The organism is Algiphilus sp. (assembly GCF_965216485.1).
GTDB lineage: Bacteria > Pseudomonadota > Gammaproteobacteria > Nevskiales > Nevskiaceae > Algiphilus.
In genome coordinates, this window is record NZ_OZ244162.1 from 3,096,747 (window position 1) to 3,112,001 (window position 15,255).

General features: G+C 66.2%; 17 protein-coding genes. 10 read left to right on the plus strand and 7 right to left on the minus strand.

Features of this window, described 5'->3' with window-relative positions; genetic code table 11:
• Window positions 1–102: 102 nt before the first annotated feature.
• Window positions 103–999, plus strand: coding sequence for a MaoC family dehydratase (locus ACOOFO_RS14305; protein ID WP_420427423.1), 897 nt, complete (start codon window positions 103–105; stop codon window positions 997–999).
• Complete coding sequence (locus tag ACOOFO_RS14310; RefSeq protein WP_420427424.1) at window positions 996–2,315, plus strand: thiolase family protein; 1,320 nt, start codon at window positions 996–998, stop codon at window positions 2,313–2,315. Before ACOOFO_RS14305 ends, ACOOFO_RS14310 begins: the two co-directional genes overlap by 4 nt.
• A 3-nt stretch (window positions 2,316–2,318) precedes the next feature.
• Here ACOOFO_RS14310 and ACOOFO_RS14315 read toward each other — a convergent pair whose 3' ends face one another.
• The 3 genes from ACOOFO_RS14315 to ACOOFO_RS14325 form a co-directional block, all read right to left on the minus strand.
• The gene (locus ACOOFO_RS14315; RefSeq protein WP_420427425.1) at window positions 2,319–3,287 is read right to left on the minus strand and encodes an SAM-dependent methyltransferase; all 969 of its coding nucleotides are present in this window, start codon (window positions 3,285–3,287) and stop codon (window positions 2,319–2,321) included.
• Between the two features lie 12 nt (window positions 3,288–3,299).
• On the minus strand, window positions 3,300–4,547 hold the full coding sequence (locus tag ACOOFO_RS14320) for an iron-containing alcohol dehydrogenase (RefSeq protein WP_420427426.1): 1,248 nt from the start codon (window positions 4,545–4,547) through the stop codon (window positions 3,300–3,302).
• A gap of 333 nt (window positions 4,548–4,880) precedes the next feature.
• The gene (locus ACOOFO_RS14325) at window positions 4,881–5,138 is read right to left on the minus strand and encodes a hypothetical protein (protein WP_420427427.1); all 258 of its coding nucleotides are present in this window, start codon (window positions 5,136–5,138) and stop codon (window positions 4,881–4,883) included.
• Between the two features lie 144 nt (window positions 5,139–5,282).
• Here ACOOFO_RS14325 and ACOOFO_RS14330 point away from each other — a divergent pair, with 144 nt between their 5' ends.
• Window positions 5,283–6,212, plus strand: coding sequence for a LysR family transcriptional regulator (locus tag ACOOFO_RS14330; protein WP_420427428.1), 930 nt, complete (start codon window positions 5,283–5,285; stop codon window positions 6,210–6,212).
• Between the two features lie 5 nt (window positions 6,213–6,217).
• On the opposite strand, the gene ggt is transcribed toward ACOOFO_RS14330, so the two are convergent.
• On the minus strand, window positions 6,218–7,906 hold the full coding sequence (ggt, locus tag ACOOFO_RS14335; protein WP_420427429.1) for a gamma-glutamyltransferase: 1,689 nt from the start codon (window positions 7,904–7,906) through the stop codon (window positions 6,218–6,220).
• 220 nt (window positions 7,907–8,126) lie between these two features.
• Here ggt and ACOOFO_RS14340 point away from each other — a divergent pair, with 220 nt between their 5' ends.
• Together ACOOFO_RS14340 and ACOOFO_RS14345 are read left to right on the plus strand one after the other, a co-directional pair.
• Window positions 8,127–8,606 carry a peroxiredoxin gene (locus tag ACOOFO_RS14340; protein ID WP_420429794.1) on the plus strand — a complete coding sequence of 160 codons (480 nt, stop codon included), beginning with the start codon at window positions 8,127–8,129 and terminating at the stop codon, window positions 8,604–8,606.
• A 732-nt stretch (window positions 8,607–9,338) separates the two neighbouring features.
• The gene (locus tag ACOOFO_RS14345; protein WP_420427430.1) at window positions 9,339–9,596 is read left to right on the plus strand and encodes a hypothetical protein; all 258 of its coding nucleotides are present in this window, start codon (window positions 9,339–9,341) and stop codon (window positions 9,594–9,596) included.
• Between the two features lie 10 nt (window positions 9,597–9,606).
• On the opposite strand, the gene ACOOFO_RS14350 is transcribed toward ACOOFO_RS14345, so the two are convergent.
• On the minus strand, window positions 9,607–10,170 hold the full coding sequence (locus ACOOFO_RS14350; protein ID WP_420427431.1) for a hypothetical protein: 564 nt from the start codon (window positions 10,168–10,170) through the stop codon (window positions 9,607–9,609).
• Window positions 10,171–10,366: 196 nt separating this feature from the next.
• Here ACOOFO_RS14350 and ACOOFO_RS14355 point away from each other — a divergent pair, with 196 nt between their 5' ends.
• Both ACOOFO_RS14355 and ACOOFO_RS14360 read left to right on the plus strand, forming a co-directional pair.
• On the plus strand, window positions 10,367–11,131 hold the full coding sequence (locus tag ACOOFO_RS14355) for a hypothetical protein (protein WP_420427432.1): 765 nt from the start codon (window positions 10,367–10,369) through the stop codon (window positions 11,129–11,131).
• 149 nt (window positions 11,132–11,280) lie between these two features.
• Window positions 11,281–11,961, plus strand: coding sequence for a hypothetical protein (locus ACOOFO_RS14360; protein ID WP_420427433.1), 681 nt, complete (start codon window positions 11,281–11,283; stop codon window positions 11,959–11,961).
• On the opposite strand, the gene ACOOFO_RS14365 is transcribed toward ACOOFO_RS14360, so the two are convergent.
• Window positions 11,958–12,878 carry a GGDEF domain-containing protein gene (locus tag ACOOFO_RS14365; RefSeq protein WP_420427434.1) on the minus strand — a complete coding sequence of 307 codons (921 nt, stop codon included), beginning with the start codon at window positions 12,876–12,878 and terminating at the stop codon, window positions 11,958–11,960. The two genes, ACOOFO_RS14360 and ACOOFO_RS14365, sit on opposite strands and share 4 nt — an antisense overlap.
• A 112-nt stretch (window positions 12,879–12,990) precedes the next feature.
• Complete coding sequence (locus tag ACOOFO_RS14370; protein WP_420427435.1) at window positions 12,991–13,743, minus strand: SDR family NAD(P)-dependent oxidoreductase; 753 nt, start codon at window positions 13,741–13,743, stop codon at window positions 12,991–12,993.
• A gap of 149 nt (window positions 13,744–13,892) precedes the next feature.
• Here ACOOFO_RS14370 and ACOOFO_RS14375 point away from each other — a divergent pair, with 149 nt between their 5' ends.
• The 3 genes from ACOOFO_RS14375 to ACOOFO_RS14385 all read left to right on the plus strand — a co-directional run bounded on the left by ACOOFO_RS14375 (window position 13,893) and on the right by ACOOFO_RS14385 (window position 15,255).
• Window positions 13,893–14,045, plus strand: coding sequence for a hypothetical protein (locus tag ACOOFO_RS14375; protein WP_420427436.1), 153 nt, complete (start codon window positions 13,893–13,895; stop codon window positions 14,043–14,045).
• A 109-nt stretch (window positions 14,046–14,154) separates the two neighbouring features.
• Window positions 14,155–14,463: a heat shock protein HspQ gene (gene hspQ, locus ACOOFO_RS14380; protein WP_420427437.1), complete on the plus strand. Its 309-nt coding sequence runs from the start codon at window positions 14,155–14,157 to the stop codon at window positions 14,461–14,463.
• Window positions 14,464–14,520: 57 nt separating this feature from the next.
• Window positions 14,521–15,255, plus strand: coding sequence for a YceI family protein (locus ACOOFO_RS14385; protein ID WP_420427438.1), 735 nt, complete (start codon window positions 14,521–14,523; stop codon window positions 15,253–15,255).

A 15,255-nucleotide genomic window follows, 5' to 3' on the forward strand; every position in this document is an offset into this window, starting at 1 on the left:
AATTGGGCCATTACGGAAAGCCCCATTACCGCCACCTGTCGTGGCAAGCTGGCACTGCGATGCAACACACCGCACCCCTGGGCCATCCATTGACACGCACGCATGACACCTACGGCACCCCCGGTTTCCTACCGCCATCTCCGCCACCAACTGCCCAATATGCTCGCCATGGCAGGTGGCGGACTGCGCTCTGTGCTTCCCACTGGCAAGGGTGCGGCCGCCAAGCCGCTGCAGCAGCGCATGAAGGCGCCACCGCCGCACCTGCTCGATGCCTACCATCGCTGGTCCGGCATGGACGTGGCCCGCTACGGCGGATGCATCGCACCGCATTTCGCCGCCGGCCAGATGGGACTGCGCATGATCTCCCAGCTGACTGCGCAGTCGCCCTATCCGCTGCTCAGCGTGGTCAATCAGGGCGTCCACATCGTGGTGAACGAGGCCCTGCCGCGTGACGGAAGCTTCAGGCTCGCCGGACGGCTGATGGATGCCAGCGATGACAGCTACCGCGCCCGCATTCACAGCCAGGTGCGCATCAGCAGTGAGAGCGTGGAGGATGCCGTCATCATTGACGCCTACGCGGCGGTGATGCTGCGCGCCCGCACCAACCGCAAGGCCAAGAAGGAACGGCCGGTGCCGTTCACGACGGTGGGCCACTGGCAGGCCGCTGCCAACGAAGGCGTGCGCTTTTTCAAGCTCACCGGTGACTTCAATCCGCTGCACACGCTGCCGCTGCTGGCGCGGCGCACCCGCTACGGCGGCTGCATCATGCATGGCTACGGTTCCTTCGCCCAGCTCTTCGAGGCGATTCGCCGCGCGGGCTGGGATATTGCCGAGATCGATACGCGTTTCGTGCGCGCTGTGCCGCTACCCAGCCCGGAACTGCTGATCCAGGTTGCTGACACGGCCGATGCGCAAGGACGCCGGCTGGTACGGATGGTGGATGCCGAATCGAACATCTACCAGGCGGGCAGCTTCCTGCCCACCGCGGAGACGGCATGAACAAGCAGAAGCGCACGCCGATTCCGCCGGAGCATCAGCCGGTGCTCATCGCTGGAACGCGCACCCCCTTTCTGGAAAGTGCCGGTCTGTATGCGGAGCTGATGAGTTATGAACTGGGCAGCTTTTCGCTGGCCGCCCTGCTCGACCGCAGCGGCGTCCCCGCCGATGCCATCGAACTGGTCACCATGGGCACCGTGCTGCATGAGGTGGAGACCACCAATGTGGCGCGCGAGGCCATGCTGGCCGCCGGCATGCACAGTCGCACGCCGGCCTACACGGTGGCCATGGCCGGCATTTCACCCAACGTCGGCTTCGTCAACATCGCCGACCAGATCGCCCTTGGTCGTCTCAAGCTGGGGATTGCCGCCGGCACCGAGAACTTCTCGGATATTCCGATCCGCCTGTCGCAGAACATCCGCCGCAGCCTGATGAAGCTGCGCCAGCGCAAGCAGTTCGGTGAACGCCTCAAGGTGCTGGCTTCGCTGCGGCCGGGGGACTTCACACTGGAGGTGCCCCAGAGCAGCGACTACACCACCGGCCTGACCATGGGCGCGGCCTGCGAGCGCATGGTGAAGGGCTATGGCGCGACGCGCGAAGCCTCCGACCGCTATGCCGCCCAAGCGCACGCGCGCGCCATCGCTGCACAAGGCGATGGCCGCCACGCCAGCCAGATCGCGCCGGTGCGCAACAAGGCAGGCGCCTGCGCCGAACAAGACAACAGCCCGCGCGCGGATGCCAGCGTGGAGCGCCTGGCGGGTCTGAAGCCCGTCTTCGACCCAGCGCACGGCATCATCACCGCGGGCAATGCGTCGCGCTTTACCGATGGGGCCGGTGCGCTGTTGCTGGCCAGCCAGGAAGAGGCGGCACGCCGGCAGCTCCGCCCCATGGCTCTGGTACGCGACCACCTGCTCGGCGGCGTCGACAGCCTGCAGGACGAAATGCTGTTCGGCCCGGCCATGACCATTCCGCGCCTGCTGGCGCAGAACGGGCTGCGCTTTGAGGACATCGGCGTTTGGGAGCTGCACGAAGCCTTCGCCGCACAGATTCTCATCAATATCGATCGCATGGAGGATCCCGGCTTCATCGCAGAGCGGCATGGCGCCGATACGCCCCACGGCCGCATCCCGCTGGAGCGGCTCAATACCTGGGGCGGCTCACTGTCGCTGGGCAACCCCTTCGCCGCCACCGGCTGCCGCCTGCTGCTGACCGCGGCGCAACGCCTGCAGCAGGAGCAGGCGCGCTTTGCCGTGGTCTCGACCTGCGCCGGCGGCGGCCTGGGCGCGGCCATTCTGCTGGAGCGGCCAGGCGCGGCCTGAGGCTCAGCGGCGGGCGGCCTCAATGGGTCCGCCGTCCATGAGGCGGAACCAGGTGAGTTCGTGCTTGTTGTGCGAGAGGTGCATGACGCGCGAACCGGGAATGTCCAGAAAGGCGCGATAGGCCGCAGGGTCCGGCGGCCCCTGCAGTTTGATGGTGAAGATCATGTTGGCCGCGGGCAGTGCCTCGGCCCAATAGCGCGCCAGCTCCAAGAGGCGCTCCGGATAGGCCGCAAGATCCGAGAGAATCCACTGCACCTCACCGACCTGCTCGGCACGCAGCCGGAAGGCGTCACCACACTGATGCGCGACCCGCCCCGTGGCGAGCACCTGCGGCGCGAGTGCGGCGCGATCGATGGACACCACCTCCGCGCCCAAACAGGCGCAGACCCAGCTCCAGCCGCCGGGGGCCGCCCCCAGGTCCAGGCAACGCGTGCCCGGCTCCGGCCGGCTGCGCGCCAGCGTCAAGGCCTCCCATAACTTCAGATAGGCACGATTGGGGGGCTGGACCCGGTCCTCGACAAAGGGCACCTGTCCATCCGGGAAGGGGCTGCTGCACTCCGCGGACAGCAGCAGATGCTCGCGGTCGAGCAGCGTCCAGGCGCCCAATGGCGCGCTGGGTGCGTCCGCCGGAAAGGACAGCGGCCGAAAGCGGATCGGCGGCAGCTTGTCCACCACCAGCTGCGCCCGGCGGTGCTGCACCAGGGCGTGCAGATGCCAGTTGCGCTGGCGTGCGCGCAAGGCGCGGGCCGCTTCTCCGATGGAGGCCACGGGCACCGTTTCGGGCCGCAGCCAGGTGTTCTGCGCCCACGCCGCGGGACCCGACGCCCCCTGTACGAAGAACAGATCGGCATGGCGTGCGAGCAGGCGCTGGCCGCGCGCCACGATCTCGGCCTCGAGATCCTCCGCATAGCCGGGCGCTGCCACATAGACCGCGTCCGGCGGCGTGCCGATGACCGGCAGCGCGTCGGCCATGGTAGAGGCCGCTCAGGCTGCCTGCTGCTGGCCGGCTCCGCTGTTGCTTCCGCTCGGCAGCAATTGCATCAGGAATTGCTCGCTGGTGGATCGATCCATGTAGCGCGGCACCGCGTAGTACCAGTTCGCCTCGGAGCGGGCGTTGGCCGCAATGACCGGGATGTCCTCGGGCTTGAGCGGCTCGACCTTGTCCGGAATGCCGAATTCCGCATTCATTGCACGAATGTGGGCAATGAACTTGTCGGCCAGCTCCATCTCGGTCTCGCCGCCCTGCTTCAGGCCGGCCACCTCGGCCAGTCGCGCGAGGCGCGCAAAGGCTCTGGGCTTCGAGTACGTCAGCACGTAGGGCAGCAGCATGGCGTTGGCCTTGCCGTGCGGCACGTGATAGCGGGCGCCGAGGTTGTGCGCGAAGGCGTGGACATAGCCGACCCCCGCCTTGGTGAAGGCCAGCCCCGCCTGATACGAGGCGATGGCCATTTCCGAGCGCGATTCGAGATTGCTGCCATCCGCCATCACGCGCGGAAGGTGCGTCATGATGCGCGACACCGCATCCAGCGCCGCCGCGTCGGTTTCCTTGGTGTGGTTGCGCGAGATGTAGGCCTCCACGGCATGCGTGAGCGCATCCATGCCGGTGGCGGCGGTGATGGCCGGCGGCACCCCGGTCATGACGCTGCCGTCGAGGGCCGCCATCTGCGGCACCAGCCGGAAATCCATGATGGCGAACTTGCGCACCGCCCCGGGATCGGAGACCACTGCCGCCACCGTGACCTCGGAGCCGGTACCGGCCGTGGTCGGAATCGCGTACAGCGGCGCCGGACTGCGCAGCAGCCGGAACAGCCCCGCCATCCAACGCACGCCGTGCGGATTGCGCACGCGGGCGGCGATGACCTTGGCGGCGTCGATGGAGGAGCCGCCGCCCATGGCCAGTACCGCTTCGCAGCCGCTGTCCTTGTAGCGCGTCACGCCGGTTTCGATCTGCGCGATGGTCGGGTCCGGCTGCACGCCATCATAGGTTTCCACTGTCACCCCGAGCGCCTGCAGCTTGTCCTGCACCGGCTGTACCAGGCCGAGATCGACCAGCACGCGATCGGTCACCAGCAACACCCGCTTGGCACCGGTATCGGCAATCGCCTGGCAGAGCTCCATGGCTGCACCGGCGCCGCGGAAGGTTTCGGGTACGCGGATGGGGATGATCAAGGTGCCCAGCTTGAGCAGGAACTGCAGGCACATGAAGAACAGCGTCTGAATCTGAAAGAGCACGACGGCCTCATCTGGAATGCATGGAGCGAACAGTGCCGCGCGCCCTCGCCATCTCGCGCCGTGTCACTGCTCCTTGCACAACAATAGCGCAGGTGGGGCCGACGACGTGCCGTCAGCGCATGCACCAGTCAGCCGTGACGACATGACAGGCGCCAATGGTGCCTGGAGATGGTGGCGCTGACGACTGCAAGAACGCAGGGGTGCCAATGACCCAACAAGCGCGGCAACGCCCCGGTGCGCGCTCCCGACCTTGAAGCGCGCCGGCCCCGCTCAACCCACTCCAGGGTGGCAGTCGTCGCACCCGCGCAGATGGACGCGATCGATCACTGTGGATCAAGGACGCGGCGGCGCCTGCGCTTCGTCGACCCTTTTCGGCATGGCATTGCTGCCGGCGATGTCGTCACGCAACTGCGGCTGCGCGCGCAGCAGGCGTTCGGTGCGATGGCGACGCCAGTAGGCGCGTGCGGTGCGCCCGAGCCAGGCGAACAGTTCCATGGGCGGCATGGCCGGTGCGAGGAACTCCGGCATGGCGACGTTGACAGGCTTGACGGGCTTGGCGCTCCGGCGCGCTGTGGTAGGGGGATGCGACACGATGACCTCCTCGCCGGCAGGTAAGTGGATGAGCCTCACGCCCCTCTTCCGTGACGCGATGGGCGACTTGACGCGCAGCATGCGGCGCCGCATCGTTCAGGTCTAGCGAATTATTTTGCAGGTAACTTTAAGAAATTCTTAACGATGACCTCCGATACAGAGCATCCGACAACCAGCCCATCGAGCACCCTGCCCCTGCTCGACAGTGCCGTGTTGCGCAGCTTCGTCACCATCGCCGAGACAGGCAGCTTCAGCCGCGCGGCGCGACTGCTGTTCCGCACCCCCGCCGCACTCAGCATGCAGATCAAGCGCCTTGAGGAGACGCTCGAACGCCCGCTCTTCGTGCGCGAAGCGCGTCAGGTGCGATTGACCCCGGAAGGCGAGGTACTGCTCGGCTACGGTCGGCGCCTGCTACTGCTCAACGAGGAAGCAGTGACTCAGTTTCTGGCACCCAAGCTCGAAGGTCGCGTGCGTCTCGGCACGCCCGACGACGTCGGCACGCGCATGCTGCCGACGCTGCTCAGTCAGTTCGCACGCATGCATCCCAGAGTGCAGGTCGATGTGATCGGTGGACGCAGCGCGGATATGCGCTTTCGCATCGATCGCGGAGATCTCGACCTGGCCCTCGTCACCCTTGCCGCCGACGAAGCCGAGCGCGAGCGCCCAGACATGCGGGTAGACATCGTCTATACCGAGGCGCTGGTGTGGGTGGGTTGCGAAGGCGGTATCGCCGCCGAGCGCCGTCCAGTGCCCATTGCGCTTGCCAATCCGGGCTGTCCTTGGCGCGCCACCGCCCTATCCGCGCTGCATCGCAGCGGAGTGCGCTACCGGGTGGCGTATACCAGTGAGAACACCGCAGGTCAGCAGGCAGCCGCCAGCGCCGACCTGGCCGTCGCACCGCTTCCCGTGAGCAGCGTGAGCGCGCCGCTGCATGCACTCGGACCGGAGACCGGTTTGCCCGAACTGGACCGCTACCACGTCGCGCTGGTGCGCAAATCCGCTCTGGGCCCGGTCACGCAGGCCTTCGCCGACGCCATTGAAGGCGCCTTCGCCGACCTGCAAGCGGGCCGCTAGGCGCGTCAGTGCGCGCGCAGCACCTTGGCGACGCCATCGCCGCGCGGATCCGAGGCCGCCTCGACCACACCCCGACGCGTATCCCAGTGGATGGCCTGCATGTCGCCGAAGCCCTCACTGATGCGGCGCACACTGTGCCCGCGTCGACGCAGTTCCTGCAGCTGCACCTGCGTCAGGGCTTCCTTTTCGAATTGCACCTCGTCGGGCAGATACTGGTGGTGGAAGCGCGGAGCGCCCACAACGTCCTGCACATCGAGTCCATTGATGTGCAGCAGCACGGCCAGCACATTCATCGTGATGGCGCGGCTGCCGCCAGGCGTACCCGTGATCAATACGCCGCTCGGCCCGGTCACGAAGGTGGGGGACATGGTCGACAGCGGGCGCTTGTGCGGCTGGATATGGTTGGCCTTGGTCTGCAGGGAACCAGTGGCAGTGCGCATCAGTGGCGCATCCTCGAAGTCGGCCATCTGGTTGTTGAGCAGTACCCCGGTGCCGGGCGGCATATAGCCGGAGCCAAACGCGCGGTTGAGCGATAGCGTCGCCGCGACCCGATTGCCATCAGCATCGATGATGGAGAAGTGCGTGGTGTTGGGGCCACGCTCGACGGCCTGCGTGGCAGCGGCAACATCCAGACTGGCGCTGTCGCGTGCCCGAGGTCCGATGCTGTTGGCCTGTTCCACCAAGTAGCTGCGCGCGGTCAGACGCGCGGCGGGTACGTCCACGAAGGCAGGGTCGGCCAGGTGCGAGGCGAGATCGCGATACGACAGCCGCATCGCTTCGATCAGCATGTGGCGTGCCGCGGTCTCGTCGCGCGGCGGCCACTGGCTGGCCTCGAGCATGGTCAGAATCTGCGCCATGGTGATACCGCCCGCCGCTGGCAGCGGTGCGGTCGTGATGCGGTGCCCCTGGTAGTGAATATGCGCGGCCGCACGCTGTTCGAGGCGGTAGCCACGCAGATCATCCAGCGTCCAGATGCCGCCGTCCCGGAAGACGCCGGCGCGCAACTGCTGTGCCACGGGACCTTGATAAAAGCCATCGCGGCCCCGTGCCGCGATGGCCTGCAGGGTACGCGCCAGATCCGCTTGCACCAGCCGCTCACCGGGGGCCGGTACGCGGCCAGCAGGCAGGTACACCGTGCGCGCGGCGGGCGACAGACGCCGGGCATCTTCGCGAATATGCGCCGACAGAGCGGGACTGACCGGGAATCCCTTGGCAGCCAGGCGAATGGCGGGGGCGAGATTGTCGCGCAGCGCACGCGTACCGAACTGACGATTCAGATGGTCCAACGCTGCTGGCACGCCCGGAATGGCTGACGACAGCGGCCCCTTCTGTGAAAAATGCGCGACCGGCGCACCGCGTGCATCGAGGTACATGTCACCCGTGGCAGCACCCGGTGCGGTCTCGCGCGCATCGATGACGAACTCGGCACCGTCCGCGGCACGATGCACCAGGAAGAAGCCTCCGCCTCCCAAGCCGGACTCGTGGGGCTCCACCACAGCGAGCGCGGCGGCAGCGGCAACGGCCGCATCAAAGGCATTGCCGCCGTCGGCGAGAACCTGGATCGCCACCTCGGTGGCCAGCGGGTGGGCGGTTGCCACAGCAGCCGACGGCGGCTTGCCGGCAGCCTGGGTGGCAGCCAGCGGGAGAGCGGAGACGGCCAGTGCGGCGGTCATCAGGAATGCGTGCTTGATCATGACGGGGCGCTCGGCGAGAGGGCGTTGGCTCAGCCTGCGCGCGGCATTGTCCTGGCGCGTCGAATTCCCGACACACGCGCCTTTCGGCCCGATGGACTGCGCGAGCCCGCGTCCCGACCGTAACCCCTCTGCCGTCTGCCACCACCGCATATACAGCGCGCACACAGGGCGGATGCACTGGCATAGTGAGACGGCAGTCACTCAACTGGAGGGAAAGACAATGGCGATTGAAGAAGGACAAAACCTACCCAAGGCGACCCTGTTCAAGATGGGTGCCGAAGGTCCGGAGGCGGTCGACACAAGCACACTCTTTGACGGCAAGACGGTTGTACTTTTTGGAGTTCCGGGCGCCTTCACACCGGGCTGCTCTCAGGCACACCTGCCCGGCTACGTGGTGCAGGCCGATGCGATCAAGGCCAAAGGCGTCGATACCATCGCGTGCATGGCCGTCAACGATGCCTTCGTGATGGACGCGTGGGGCAAGGCACAGAACGCGGAAGCACTGCTGATGCTGTCCGACGGCAACGCCGAATTCACCAAGGCCCTCGGCCTCGAAATGGACGCCACCAAGGCCGGTCTCGGTGTGCGCTGCCAGCGCTTTGCGATGATCGTCAAGGACGGCGTGGTGCGCCATCTCGCCATCGAGCCCAAGGGAGCCGTCACCGTCAGCTCGGCGGAATCGATCCTGGAGCAGCTGTAGGGCGACAGGTTCCTTCGGTTTCCAAGGGAAAGCGAGCCGCCACTGCAGGGCGGCTCGCGCATTGGTGCAGCGCAACCAGAACGCTATTGCACCCTGCCGTGGCAGGCGTACTCTAGGGGCACAAGAACAATGATCGCAGACCATGCCCCGAGATCCACACCGACATGACCGCGGTTTCTTGGTGGCCACACGCCAGCAGCCCAGGACCGCTTTCCTTCTTTCCATCAACCCGCACGCCTTCATGCCGCGAAACGGTATGGCAGCGCGACGGCGGCACCAGCCTGCCGGCGCGGCAGACAGGGTGGCGAGGCCGGCACCGTGAAGTGCCCGGAATGTCATTCCCGAAGTGTCGTGCGCGTCAAGCGGCGCCGCCCCGACAAAGTGCTCGGGTACCTCGTTCCGATCCGCCCCTACCGATGCCAGACCTGTGACACCTATCTGTGGGGCCTCATCCAATGGCGTCACCAGCCCACGGCATACCTTGGTTTTGCCGCCTTCTGGTGCGGGCTTGCGCTGCTCGTAGGCAGCGTGTCGCTGCAACTACGGCCCAACACGCCCCTCGCAGCGCCAGCGGATGCCGTCAGCCCCGCAGTATCAGCGTCTGCACCTGCAGACCTCCCGTCATCAGCGTCGTCCTCCGACGTGCAATCTGCCAGGCAGATGGGGCAGGAAGGGCGTCTCGCGACCACTGCAAAGGGGACGAGCGAAGACCCGCCCCTTGCGACCAGAGAAGTGGCACCGAAGACCACGCTCCCCGACAACGAGCAAGCCTCGCGCTTCTACGCCACAACTGATCGCGCGCATATGCGCGAAGGCGCGGGGCAACGGTTTCGGTCGATCACCATCCTCGATAGCGATCGCGTGCTGCCGGCGGTGGAACCTGCCTCGGGGGAATGGATTCGGCTTCGCCACTATGACCGTACGGGCTATGTGCACCGTTCGTTGCTGAAGCCGGTGCCACCGCCCGAAGATACGCAACAGCAGGGCTAGTTCGAGCACGTCAGGGGGTGGAACCCGTGTTGGTTTCCACCATGCCCTCCGGGCAGTCCTGCGCAATTCGCGCAACCAGTTCCTCGAAGCCGCGCAGCCGTTCGTTGATGGTGACGCGCCGCCCGTCGCGCATGTGGATCACCAGGCAGGCAAGCTCCGCGCCTGGCACCCAGGTGGTGGCGCGATCGTGGGTCATGCTCGCCACGTCGTCGAAGGCGATCTGCTCATAGCCTCGCCAGCTGGCGATCCGCAGCCCGCGACCGGGATGGTAGTCCACCCACGCCTTGTAGCTGCGCAGTGCCATCAGCGCAAAGGCCAGCGTGAGCAGCGCACCGAGCAGAAGCAGAGGCCAGGTGGAGAGACCGTGACTTCGAATGGATGCGATGCTGGCAAAGCCGCAGGCAGCCGCCGTCAAGCTTGGCGACAGCGCGCGCGCCGGCGCATGCGTAAAGCGGAGCACCCGCTGTCCCCGCCGGTGGCCGGGGCGATAGCGGTCGCTGGCGCGCTCACCCGCCATCAGCAGCCAGCTGAAGGCCGCAAGGGCGAGAAGGATCACGCTGGGCAGGATATCCATGAGGCTCTCTTTGGCGTCGATACAGTCATGGTCGGGCCCGGACCTGGCTGAATCGAAGATGACAGTCATCAATGGCATCCATTCAGGGGGAATTCAAGCACGACAGCTTCTAATGACGTCGCGGTAGCCCACAGGCACGCCGTACTCTTCACAGCGCCCACTGATGCGCGCGACCCACAACCATACGGGGATACACATGATCAAACAGCTTTCCACCGCCTCTGCCGTCGCACTCGCCCTGGCTGCCGGCCCGGCCATGGCCGATGGCCTGCTTGGCATCTCCGGCGGCGCCGACCTCAAGATCGGTGTCAACGCCGACGCCTCCCTGGGCAAGCAGTTCAAGATGCTCGACAAGGACGGCGATGGTGTCATCACCAAGTCCGAAGCCGAAGCGAGCGCGGAACTCGCCTCCGACTTCAACGCCATGGATGACGATAACAGTGGCGACCTGACCCAGGGTGAGTTCAGCTCCGGCCTCAAGGCGCGTGCCGATGCGGCCAAGCAGAGCGCGGGCGACAAGATGCGTTCCACTATGGAAAGTGGCAAGGACATGGCGGGCAGCGCCGCCGCCAAGGCGCAGGCGGGCATGACGGCCGGCGCCGAAGCGAGCAGCGAAGCCGCACAGAACGCCGCCGCCAAGGCCAAGGCAGGCGCCGACGCGAGTGCGAATGCTGCCGCCTCTGCCGCCGACAAGACGATGGCGGGAGTCAAGGCCGGAGCTGACGCCACCGCCAAGGCAACGGCCAACCTCAGCAATGAGCTCGCCGGTCAGTTCAAGGCGCTTGACGCCAATCGCGACGGCCTGATCAGCGAAGCGGAAGCCGAAGGCAATGCGGATATCGCAGCCAACTTCGACGCTGCGGACGAGAACAACGACGGTCTGCTGACGGGTGCCGAGTTCAAGGTCGCCGCCAAGGCCGAGGCCAAGGGCGGCTTCTTCAGCAATCTGTTCGGCGGCTGATCCCAGACTGCACGACAGTATCGAGGGCCTCGCGCCGGGCGGCGCGGGGCCCTTTTTGTATGCCCCTCTTGCCGTTGCTGCGCGAGCTCCCGACGCTTGCTACGCTTGCGTATCTCATCGCACAGGCATCGGGAAGAGGAGGGCCTCCCATGCACCTACCATCTGCGCGCGTGGCCGACTGCAGCAGCGCGCCACCGAGCGATCCGCGCCACATCTGGTTCTTCCGGCTGCTGGCGCGCATTACCGAGTTCACACCTACCGTGGTCGCCGTTCCGGTCGCGCGTTGGGTCCTTGGCGTGCGAGGCGTGGCCGGCATGCTGACCTATCTGCCCACGGCGACGATCGAGCGGCTGTCCCTGGCCCTGCCTGCGTATTTCGTGGCGCGGGTGGCATTGGCACTGGATGCCCCACGACGCGAGTGGATTGCCGACAAACTTCCGATTGACGCTCTCGTGGCCAGCGCGCGCGAACTGATCGCCTTGCACGCCTTCGCCGCCACTGCGGCCTTCGCCGCGCTGCTTCCGCGCCTCACGCTGCGCGAGGTGGTGGTGCAGCTCCACGACACGACCGGCGTGGCGCATATCACGGGCCACCTCAACGTAGACAAGGCCACTGAGGTGTTGACCGCCTACACACCGGCGCTCGCAGCGGAGATCCTCGACGAGATGGTGCGTCAAGGCTATCTCGACCTAACCGCGGCCGTCGGACACCGCCTGCCCGCGCCGGAGCGACAGGCCATCGAAACACACGTCACCGAAGAGACGCGCCACGCCCTCGACGCGGAGCCCGAAGGAAGCGCAATGGCGCGGCAGGATGTGGCAGACGTCTAGAAGAACTCGATATCGCCCCATTTGACGGGGTGATGCCCTGTCTCGCCGTCGGCACCCAGCACACGCACGCTGTCCACCACGCAATTGCGCCCCTGGCCCTTGGCCTCATACAGGGCGCAATCGGCGCGCTCGATGATCACAGGCGGGGCCTTGCCGGGTTCCACTTGGGCAAAGCCAATACTCACGGTCACGCGCTTCACGCCCGGGAAATCGGTGGCTTCCACCGCGGCACGGAAGGCTTCCAGCGTGGCGCGCACCTCGTCGCGCGATGCGGCACACAGAATGGCGGCAAACTCCTCGCCGCCATAGCGGTAGACGTCCTGCTGTGCCCCGAAGTACCGTCGCAGCAACTGCGCCATGACAACCAATACTTCGTCGCCATAGAGGTGCCCGTAGGTGTCATTGATCGCCTTGAAGTGGTCAATGTCGATGAGGGCAAGCCAATAGGCCTCCTCAGCAGCGGCATGCCGACGTGAGCGAATGAATTGCGCGCTGAGGCAATCGAGCCGCAGGTCAAAGGCGCGACGGTTGCGCAGTTGAGTCAACCGATCGCGTTCGGATTCCTCGATCACCGCCAAGAAATTGTTGTACAGGCGCAGGAAGCCATCGAGCACCGAGGCATCATCGGGGTCGTCGCTGCCGAGATGGACTGCGACCTCCTTGCCGCGCGGTGCATCGATGCCACGCAGTGGCAACACGTGCCAGCTGCCGCCGTCGACGGCAGCCGTACCGCTGACCAGCTCACCATTTGGTGCCAGACGGACCTCGCGTAGCGGCAGCATCTCCCCGAGGGTCCGCAACAGACCGGCGTGCAACGCCGCGCGCTCGGTGTCCCGGGTCAGGGCCACGGCACAATCGAGCAGAGAAGCGCCACTCGGGTGTAGCGACGGGGAAGGGGTGGCGTGCAGAGCTTCCATGCGGCGTGCGCTCATTTCGGTTTGTGGCGCTATCAGAACGCTTCTCGCCGCCGCCGTGCGCCTTCCTCGTCATGCCCGGTTGCCTTCAGCCGACGCGCGGTACGGACGCCCTCTAGAAGGATTCCGCTGCGGGACGCAGGTCCAGTTCATGGACCCATGCATCCCGGGGTTGCTGGTGTAGTTGCCAGTAAGTGGCGGCAACGCTGTCGGGCTGCAGCGTACCGTCCTTGCCCTTGGACAGACGCAACGCCCGCCCGGCGCCCTTGAGTGCCTTGTCCACCTGCTCGCCATCCACGATGCCATCGATGATTACGTGTGCCACATGGATGCCTTCGGGTCCGTACTCGCGAGCAAGCGACTGCGCCAGGGCCCGCTCGGCGGCCTTGGCGGCGGCGAAGGCGGTGAATGGCGGACGGGCGCGCAGCGAAGCCGTAGCGCCGGTAAAGACGATGGTGGATGACGCATCCGATTCCAGCATGCGCGGGATGGCGGCCTGCGCCACCATGAAGCCGCCCAGGGCGCATTGACGCCAGGTGGTCTCGATCTCCTCCGGCGTCAACTTGAGGAAGGGCTTGATGACATTGTTGCCAACGTTATAGACCAGCAACGATGGACGCCACCCGGCGTCGTCGATCGCCACGAACAGCCGCTCCACGTCGCCCGGCCGGGTCACATCGCAGGCCACCGCCATGGCCGTCGCGCCACCGGCGCGCAAGTCCGCGGCCACGGCATCGATCTTGTTCGGGCTGCGGCCGACCACGACCACGGCCATGCCCTCCGCCGCAAAGCGGCGGCAGCAGGCGGCACCGATGCCTCGTGCGGCCCCCACACCGACGACCACCGCACATGCCGGCTTCTGCTTCATGACTGCCTCCTCAAGAATGGGTGAACCCCTGCTGAAGTACACAGAGCCTATCCCGTTGGCACCAAGAGCGCCCAGCGCCACGGCTTCTACCCCTGAATCACGCCACAGGGGGAATGCCTCTACACTGGAGGCTGTTCAACGGAGACCGCATGGCCAAGCCGAACTACAACTTCGAGAAGCGACAACGCGAGCGCAAGAAGGCACAGAAACAGGAAGAAAAGCGCCAGAAGAAGGCAGACCGGCAAAGCGCCAAGGATGACGCGACAGACGCCGAAGGCAGCAACACCAGCGGCACGGAATGAGGTCTCCCCTCGATCCACCGGGGACCTGAAGCGCACCCTCTCCACGGCCGGATTGACGCCAGCGCACGGCTAGGCCAGCCTTTCGGTTCGATTCGCAGCCGAACCCGTCATGGCGCAGCCACGCTTCGCGATCGGAGAGATCGTGCACCACCGCAAGTTCGACTACCGAGGCGTCATCGTGGATGTCGACGCCCAATACAGCGGCTCGGAAGCGTGGTACGAGCAGGTGGCGCGCAGCCGCCCACCCAAGGATGCGCCTTGGTACCACGTTCTGGTGGACGGGGCGATGCACAGCACCTATGTCGCTGAACGCCATCTTGAGCCTGGAGACGGCAGCCAGCAGATCGAGCATCCTGCGCTGGGTCAGTTCTTCGACCGCTTCAGCGAGGGACGCTACCACCGACGCCGCATGAACTGAGCCGCGCGGGCGGCAGGGTCGCGCTAGGCTGCAGTTTCGCCGCCACGGAGCCCCACCATGTTGCGCATAACCCTTCTGATGCTTCCGCTGCTGCTTTCGGCCTGCAGCTTGTTCCGCCCCGCCGCGCCCGCTACCGACGCGCAGGACACCAGCGCTCCGCCCATTGCGGCCGTGCAGAATGCGCTGCAAAGCGAATTGGAGAAGGGAGGCGACATCTACCGCGTCGACGCAGCGGCCTCGGATCTTCGCATCTATGTCTTCCGCGGCGGGCGCGCGCCCACCATGGGCAAGAATCACGTCATCACCGCCCCTGGCCTGCAAGGCTTTGTCGCCCTGCATTCGGAGCTGCCCACCGATGCACACTTCGCCCTGGGCCTGCATCTCGACCGCCTTGCGCTCGACCCGCCCGCGCTGCGCGCGCAAACCGGTGGCAGCTTTGCCAAGCCGCTGACCGAGGAACAGATCGAGGGCACCCGCGAGAACATGCTCGGCCCGAGCGTGCTCGATGCCGAGCAATACCCCGAGCTCGTGCTGCGCGCCGTGGAGATATCCGGCGACTGGCCGGTGCTGGTTGCGCGGGTGGAAGTCCAGCTGCACGGGCGCAGTCACATCTATGACAGCCTGATGCAGGTGGAGCGCGGGACAGGCCGCCTACAGGCCACAGGAAGTCTGGTGATTCGGCAGACCGACTTCGGCATCGAGCCGATGACCGTGCTCGGTGGGTTGCTTGGCATCCAGGATGCCATCGGCATCGAGTATCGCATCGTGACAAAGGCGATTACAGCGGAATAG